Source organism: Neobacillus cucumis, assembly GCF_016908975.1.
Taxonomy (GTDB): Bacteria; Bacillota; Bacilli; order Bacillales; family Cytobacillaceae; genus Neobacillus; species Neobacillus cucumis.
Genome location: NZ_JAFBEX010000042.1, coordinates 21,251 through 29,328 on the forward strand (window position 1 = coordinate 21,251; position 8,078 = coordinate 29,328).

An 8,078-nucleotide genomic window follows, 5' to 3' on the forward strand; every position below is an offset into this window, starting at 1 on the left:
GACGGTTCTCCTGATTCCGAATCAGGAGAACCGTCCCCATGATTCCCACAAAAAAGAAGCACGAGAACCGTCCCCGTGCTTCCAAACCAACTATTTTCCTTCCAACACTGCAATAAATTCTCTTAGGTAATCCGGCAGGTCCGGTGGACGACGGCTGGATACGAGGTGCCCATCGGTTACAACAGGTTCGTCATACCAAATGGCTCCTGCATTCTCCATATCATCCCGGATACCAGGTGTACTCGTCACCTTTTTGCCCTTTAGGATTTTGGCCGAAACCAGCACCCAGCCTGCATGACAGATGTGTCCAATTGGCTTCTCGCTCGCGTCCATCTCCTGAATGAGCGACAGAACTTCAGGAAAACGGCGAATTTTATCTGGCGCCCATCCTCCTGGAACTAAGATCGCATCATAATCTTCTGCTTTTATATCGCTATAAGCAAAATCACTTTCCGCTGGTACACCATATTTCCCTATATACTTTTCATGTGCCTGCTCTCCGGCAAGATGAACTACGGCCCCTTCTTCCCGCAAACGTAAAATCGGATACCACAGTTCCAAATCTTCAAATTCATGATGAACTAAACTGATAACTTTCTTTCCTTGCAATCGCATGTAATCAAATTCCCTTCCCTATTAATATTTAAAATCAGACAATGCCTGCTCCCTGTCACTAATTGATTGAATCGAACGATCATAGTTCTTTTTCGTTAATAAGAGAAACAACGTATCAATGACAGAGATCGCTGGCACGATCGTAAAACTAAATTCTTTAAAAAACAGTTTCTCATTTGTAATGCTGAATAATTTGATATCCGCTAATTGAGAAAGCGGTGATTTCATATGGTTGGTAATACAAATGGTGGTAGCTTTTCTTTTCTTAGCAATTTCAAATATCTCCAGCAACAACTTAGAGTTCCCTGAATTCGAAATCCCTATCACGACATCATTTTCTGTCAATGAGTGAGCTAATGACACCTGCATCTCCGGCGTATTATTGACAATCGAGCGAATCCCAATCTGGTTAAACTTATACGCCCCATCCAGCGCGGCTGGAATCGAATTTCCAGCTGCTACAAAATGAACCAGGCTGCTCTCACTAATAATATCAAGACACTTCTGCAATTCCTCCGGCTCAAGAAAAGACGCCGTTTGTTTCAGCTCATCAATTTTATACGCAAATATATTTTGAACCGATTCTGCTAGATTATCAAGATGAATCGTAGGAGAATGGGTCGTTTTTTCTGGATTATTAATCTCTCTTGCCAGAGTGATTTTAAAATGATGGAATCCCTTTAAACCGATCCGCTTACAGAATCGGACGATGGTGGCTTCGCTTACATTACACTGTTCAGACAACTCGGCGACACTCATATCTATTACATTAAAATACTCTTTAATGACATATTCCGCCACTTTTTTTTCCGCATCATGTAAGGTTGGATATAAGCTATTCACTGTATTCAATAAATTATTTTCCTTTACGGAAGTCATAAAACCAACCATCCTTTTTATCTTAATTATGCCATTTTTTCAACGTTTAGCCTAACGAAACTTTGCCAATTGGAAAAAATTCCACAGGCGCTTCCACTAATAATCCTGCAGTAAACGTATCCCCCAGACCAATCGTGCTAGTAATCTCACCCATATAGGCAGGAACCACGGTGATATCCTTTCGATCTTGCGTTAACTTCCGCAGTTCTTCTCCCCTCGGATGCAAACCACAGCGAGACGTTACATAATTGATGGTCTCTTGGTCACAAATCGTCCCCCGCAACGCTCTCGAAAAAGCAAACTTATTCCCATTCTCTAACGCTTCGCTCCAAATACTAGTGTCATATTTTTCCGACACAACTAACGAAAATTGTTTTGTATGCAAAATTAAATTCGCCACACCCAAATGATCACAGGCTTTTTCCATCAAGCTCAATAGTTCCTCATTATCCAAACTCAGTAAGGAATCTTTCATTTCAAATAACTCTTGATACTCATCCTCATTAACTCCGATACTATCCACATGTTTCCCCAGCGTCCGAATCACCTTCCACTGTTCTTCGAGCGACCAAATCGCTGCAAGCTCCATGTGCACCTTCGGCCGCTTACTGCCTAGAGACTCCAATACTCTCAAATTATTTGTTAAAAACAAATCAATTTCCTCACTACTTTCAACCGAATTATAGCCCGATATAAGCAACCAGTTCACATTATTGATCGCCACTTCCCTCAAAAAGGCAGCTGAAATCATATCGGCCGTAAATTCATCCTCTCTCCGGAAGATAATCCGATTAGAACTGCCGCCCATCTCATATTCTAAAATATAATGCTTCGGTACCTCACCAACACGGTCAGACAACAACACCAAGTCGTCAAGATCCGAAACAATTTCCGCTAACTCAGCTGACTGAACCGGAATATTTACCAATGAACGGTACCCGGCACGACTCGCCGCACAAGCTGCCTGCAAGCCGGTTCCGCCAATCGCCCTGCCCCAATCTAATTTCTCCTCTAACTTTTTCAACACCGCAGCATCCGTAACAATGTACTCTCCGCCGCTGCCTCTCCTCATATTCCAATCAATCGCCGTACAAAAGTCCTCCCAGCTATTAATGAAGGCATTCAGGGTTCCACTTGCAGAGCCCTTAATCTCTTCATAAAACTCCGGCGTAATTTTTCCTAATAAATCAATATTGGCTGTGAATCCGCATGCAATGGTATTCATCCTTTCACCGCTCCTCCCATAATACCTTGTGTTAGTTTTTTCTCGAAAATCAAAACTAGTAAAATTAATGGCAGCGTAACGAGGATTGAAGTGGCAGCTGTATCTCCCCATGGCACGAAGAACATTTGCGGCATCATCGCAATCCCGACTGGAATGGTCTGTGCATCAATACTATTCGTGAACGTAATCGCAAACAGAAACTCATTCCAAGAAGCGATAAACACTAGTAATCCAGCCGTCACAAGACCTGGCGCCATTAACGGCAAACATACCTGCCAATACGTACGGAAGTATCCGCAGCCATCCATATAAGCTGCCTCTTCAATTTCATACGGGATATTCCGAAAGAAACCGTACAAAAGCAAGACACTTAACGGAAGACCAAACAGCATATACGAAAAAATCAACCCAAAATAGGTATTATACAACCCGATTCCTTTAATTAAATTGTAAAGAGGCGTGATGACCGCAATTTGCGGAAACATAGATGTAGATAAGAATAATAGTAGAATTAGACCTTTTCCCTTAATCGGAAGCCTTGCTAAAGAATATGCGGCAAGACTGCCAAGGAATAAGCAAAGCAATGTCACACAAACGGCAACCACTACACTATTAATGATATATTGATAGAAATGTGTATTTTGAAAAATATTCTGATAGTGCAGCCAGGTAATTTTATTTGGAAAAATCGGTGGCAAAGAGGATAGATCTTTGTCTAATTTTAGAGATGTAATAACCTGCCATAAAAATGGAGCCAATTGGAACACCATAATTCCAAGAGCAAGGATATATACGGGAGAACGTTTGATGGCATTCGTCATTTTACTTCCCTCCCTCCATTTTTTCAGTTGCTTTATTCATAAAGAACAATAAGACAATCGCTAAAACAAAAACGGATACCGCCATAAGTGAAGACATCGCCGCACCAGAACTTACTTCTCCTGCCGAGAACGTGGTCTTATAGGCATAAGAAGAAAGAACCTCAGTTGAATTAGCTGGACCGCCGCCCGTTAAAACAAAGATCAAGTCAAAAACACGGAATGCATCCAATGCTCTTAAAAGAACAGCAATCATAATAGAAGGAATTAGTAAAGGGAACGTGATATATGAGAATTGTCTCCATTTATTCGCTCCATCAATATCAGCTGCTTCATAAAGACTCGAGGAAATTCCTTGTAATCCAGCTAGGATAATCAAGGCCATAAATGGCGTAGTTTTCCAGACATCAGAGAAAATCGCTGCAAACATCGCCGTAGATGTCTCACCAAGCCAGTTAACATTGCTTTCAATGATTCCTGTTTTCACTAATAAATAATTCAAAATTCCATATTCCGCATTGAAAATCCACTCCCACATCCGGGCAGATACGACGGTTGGGATGGCCCACGGAATTAACACACATGCTCTGACCCAGCCTCTTCCCTTAAATTTCTTATTCAGAACTAAGGCAATAATGAGACCCAACGCGGTTTCCGCCAATACTGAAATCGCGGTAAACATCCAAGTGTTTTTATAAGCGACTTTAAACCAAATATCACTTAATAGATCCTTATAATTCGCGAGTCCAATAAAGTGTGATCCCTGTTTCGTTAAGGAAACATCAAAAAAGCTTAGATAAAGGGTTTGAATCAACGGATAAATTCCGACCACACACAGAATCAATAGGGATGGCAGTAAGAACAAATACCCAATCATCATCGGCTTATTGAACTTCTTCTTTGTCTTCGGTTTCTCCATTACTAATAGGTTGGTAGGGGTGCTGCTGATGACTTGTTTTTCCACGGTTCACTCACCTCATATACATGAAGGCACAAACGAATGACTTTGTTTGTGCCTTCATGGTATTTATTCTTTCGTAATTTTTTTCAATTCAGTATCAATTTGTTTCGCTGCATCATTGGCTTTGATACTATTTGAGAGGACACCTGAGATATTAGATTGAAGGACTAAGGACAATTTAGGATAATCCGGACTTACAGGACGCGCAGTTGTACCTTGGAACACTTTATCTAAGCCAGTTAAGAATGGATTTTTCTGCTGAAGACCTTTATCCTGTAACACAGCAGGTCTTGTTGGGCTGAAAGCAAGTTCTTTTGCAAAGTATAACTGGCTTTCCTTGCTAGATAAGAATTGAGCAAATTTAATGGCTGCAGCTTTCTTCTTGGAATTCTTAGCAACCATAAATTGATACCCCCCCATAGTGGATGAGCTGCTCTTGCCATCGAAGGATGGAAGCGGAGCTACACCGACTTTACCTACCACTTTTGATTGTTTTGGATCTTGGGCAACGCTCCATACATAAGACCAGTTACGGTGGAAAATCGCATCCCCATCAGTAAATACCGTTCTGCTTGGTTCTTCGTCAAATGTTAATACCGATTTGGGTGAAACTTTATCATCTGTTAAACTTTTCATAAATTTAAGCGTTTTTAAGAATGCTGGAGAACTCGCATTGGATTGTCCATTAGAGGTTAAAATCGAACTTCCGGCGCTGCCTAGGAATTCTACAAAGTCACACACAAGCACTTCAGCCTGTTTGCCTTGCCAAACAAACTGTTGAAGTTTAGGATTGTTTTCTTTTGCTTGGATTTCCTTTGCTGTCGCAAGCATCTCATCCCATGTTTTTGGTACTGGTTTGTTATATTTCTCTAATAAATCTTTCCGATAATATAGCATTCCGCCATCAACGTACCATGGCATCGCTGCTAGTTTCCCTTTATATGTAAGGGCATCAATTACACCTGGATAATACTCATCTTTGTTCACATATTTATCCATTGGCTCTGTCCATCCAGCAGCCGCAAATTCAGGAACCCAGACAACATCTCCTGTGAAGACATCAATATCGCTTTGTCCGGACTGTAAGGAAGTCACTAAGTACTGGTGAATTTCCGTGCTCTTCGCTGGAGCTGGCATTTGCGTTAAATTTACTTTGATAGTAGGGTTTTGTTGTTCAAATTTGTTAATCCGATCTTTCCAAGAGTCCACACCAAAAGTTTTAATAGCAGCAAAGTTAATGGTGGTAACATTGCTATTACTATTTTTTCCATCCGTTTTTGTGGATGATTGATCGGATGAACAAGCAGACAGCGCAATCATCATACAAACCAACAAAAGAATGTAAAACTTTTTCAGTTTCATTGCTTTTTCCCCCATATAAAGTATTTTTCTATTTTTAAAAATGAATACGCTTTCATATTTTAGAAATAACTCTATGAAAAATAATACTGAATGGGAAGGAGAAGTTGACCTTCTCCCTCATACATCTTTACTCTTGTACACGAACAATTCGCGGATCGGTAAAAATATCGGATGGATCATCACTATTAGAGGAAAACTCGGAAACGATTGCTCCTTGCTCCCCTGCCTGAAACCAATGTTTCGTGTTTTCAGGAATGGTGTATTGCTCGCCTTCTCGTAAAACCACTTCATGAAAAGCCGTGTAATACTGGCGGTCCTGAGCTGGCGGTTCAGCTAACGGATTCGCGGTTGGCTCTCCCTCCACATATAGATAAACCGTCCCTTTCCTGCAGCGGAAGGTTTCAAGCTTCCCAGGATTTCCGTCTGCCCGCGGCGGATGCCGATGCTCCGGACAGGTTTGATGAGGAAACAGCACCAATTCCTTTGCACAATAGCGGTCATTATTGACATAGGTAAGTAGCTGTAGCCCGGATTCCTCCAGATTATTTAGACCAAAGTCTGCAATTTCAATCACCCGCTGCTCTTCTTCCGTTAAAACAAACCCGGCCTCTGCCAGCATGTTGGTGATAATCGCTTGGTAATCTTTTAATTGTGGAAAAGTCATAGCAAGAATCCCTTTCCTTTACGATAGATTATTATTTTGTGAAGAATCATAGAAGAATAGTTTAGTAGGAGTAGGTCATGTTGTGGGTAAAAGTCATTATTGATATAAACCACCAGTTAAGATCTTTTCTTCTTGTGTGGATGTGGTTTTTTGTTCATAGAGGTTGGCTTTGTCTACTGAGTTGAAGAGGTGCATTTTATGATTAATGACTTTACGTGCTTCCTTAATGCAGTCTGGGTAAATCACATTTGGATCCCAGTATTCAGTCGTGCTTAAGATCTCACGTGCTTTGGTAAAATACGCATATTTCATATCACTAGAGATATTGATTTTACTTACACCTAACTGTACGGACTCAGCAACTTCACTGTCAGGGTTAGCAGATCCGCCATGCAGCACGAGTGGAATGTCAACCAAATCATTGATTTCTTTTAAGATGTCCATTTGCAATTCTGGCTTGATATTCTTTGGATAAATACCATGGGCTGTTCCAATCGCTACAGCTAGTGTGTCTACTCCCGTACGTTCAACGAAGTCTTTGGCTTCAGCAGGATCGGTATAGGTAACCTTCGTTACACCGCCTTCAACAGAATTGCCGGTGCTTCCGATTGTTCCTAGTTCACCTTCGATCGAAATGCCAACCGCGTGAGCAATTTCAGTTGCTTTTTTCGTTAAGGCTACGTTTTCCTCGTATGGAAGCAAGGATCCGTCAATCATTACCGAAGTAAAGCCGCAGCGGATGGCTCTTAGAATTTCTTCAATTGAACCGCCATGGTCTAGATGAATGACAAATGGTACCGGACTTGCGTAAACGCGATGTCTTACATAAGAGAAGAACTCATCTGTTAAAAATTCTAATTCGGATGGATGAATGGCAATAATAGCTGGGGAATTTAAACTTTCAGCTTCTTCCACTACTGCTCGTAAAAAGGAACTATCGGCGACGTTGAATGCTCCTACGGCAAATTTATTTTCCTTTGCAACGGTAAGTAATTCTTTCATCGTTATCAACATTTAAAAAACATCTCCTTTTATAAATGAAGTTAATTTTAACTGAATACGCTTACTTTTTACTGATAACATTGCCTTGGATTCATACGCATCATTGATGTTAGATGAATCGATCCCTCCTTCTTTAATCCTTAACCGATGAAATTTAATTTCTTGAAAGCAGGGTTTTTTTGACTTTTAACGAATTAGATTAAAAGTGCAAAGGGATTCACTCATGAAACTAAGTTTCTTCAGTTAAGTTTTGGTGAAACTTTATTTCTTAAGTCCACTATAATTCCGTCCAATTTAAAAATCAAGTCATTTTTTTAAATATTTTTTTATTTCATAAAATTCAGTAAATTTTATTATGCAAGAATAGAATCAAGGGGACGGTTCTTATGATTCCGGATCATGAGAACCGTCCCCCTGATTCAAATTGATTCACACAAAATAGAGTAGGCGCATGAAGTATTCATGCGCCTCTCACAGATCCGTACATGCGGGTCATCGCATACGGCTCCTCCATGCTTATCCCCGTTGGGGATGTAGTTCGTTATAAATGTC

Annotated in this window: 7 protein-coding genes and 1 pseudogene; all 8 read right to left on the reverse strand. The window is 40.7% G+C overall.

Annotation, left to right across the window (positions count from 1 at the left end; translation table 11 throughout):
* Nucleotides 1-90: 90 nt before the first annotated feature.
* Nucleotides 91-615 carry a type 1 glutamine amidotransferase domain-containing protein gene (locus tag JOC76_RS28530; protein ID WP_205182160.1) on the reverse strand — a complete coding sequence of 175 codons (525 nt, stop codon included), beginning with the start codon at nt 613-615 and terminating at the stop codon, nt 91-93.
* A 21-nt stretch (nt 616-636) separates the two neighbouring features.
* A complete protein-coding gene (locus JOC76_RS28535; protein WP_205182161.1) occupies nt 637-1,494 on the reverse strand; it encodes a MurR/RpiR family transcriptional regulator in 858 nt (285 codons plus the stop codon).
* Between the two features lie 46 nt (nt 1,495-1,540).
* Complete coding sequence (locus JOC76_RS28540) at nt 1,541-2,719, reverse strand: ADP-dependent glucokinase/phosphofructokinase (protein WP_205182162.1); 1,179 nt, start codon at nt 2,717-2,719, stop codon at nt 1,541-1,543.
* Nucleotides 2,716-3,540, reverse strand: coding sequence for a carbohydrate ABC transporter permease (locus JOC76_RS28545; RefSeq protein WP_205182163.1), 825 nt, complete (start codon nt 3,538-3,540; stop codon nt 2,716-2,718). Before JOC76_RS28545 ends, JOC76_RS28540 begins: the two co-directional genes overlap by 4 nt.
* A 1-nt stretch (nt 3,541) precedes the next feature.
* Nucleotides 3,542-4,294 (reverse strand): annotated as a pseudogene (locus JOC76_RS28550) (carbohydrate ABC transporter permease); the annotation flags it as partial.
* Nucleotides 4,295-4,564: 270 nt separating this feature from the next.
* Complete coding sequence (locus JOC76_RS28555; RefSeq protein ID WP_205182164.1) at nt 4,565-5,860, reverse strand: ABC transporter substrate-binding protein; 1,296 nt, start codon at nt 5,858-5,860, stop codon at nt 4,565-4,567.
* 127 nt (nt 5,861-5,987) lie between these two features.
* Nucleotides 5,988-6,524 carry a cupin domain-containing protein gene (locus tag JOC76_RS28560; protein ID WP_275591431.1) on the reverse strand — a complete coding sequence of 179 codons (537 nt, stop codon included), beginning with the start codon at nt 6,522-6,524 and terminating at the stop codon, nt 5,988-5,990.
* 96 nt (nt 6,525-6,620) lie between these two features.
* A complete protein-coding gene (locus JOC76_RS28565) occupies nt 6,621-7,538 on the reverse strand; it encodes a ketose-bisphosphate aldolase (protein WP_205182165.1) in 918 nt (305 codons plus the stop codon).
* Between the last annotated feature and the right edge of the window lie 540 nt (nt 7,539-8,078).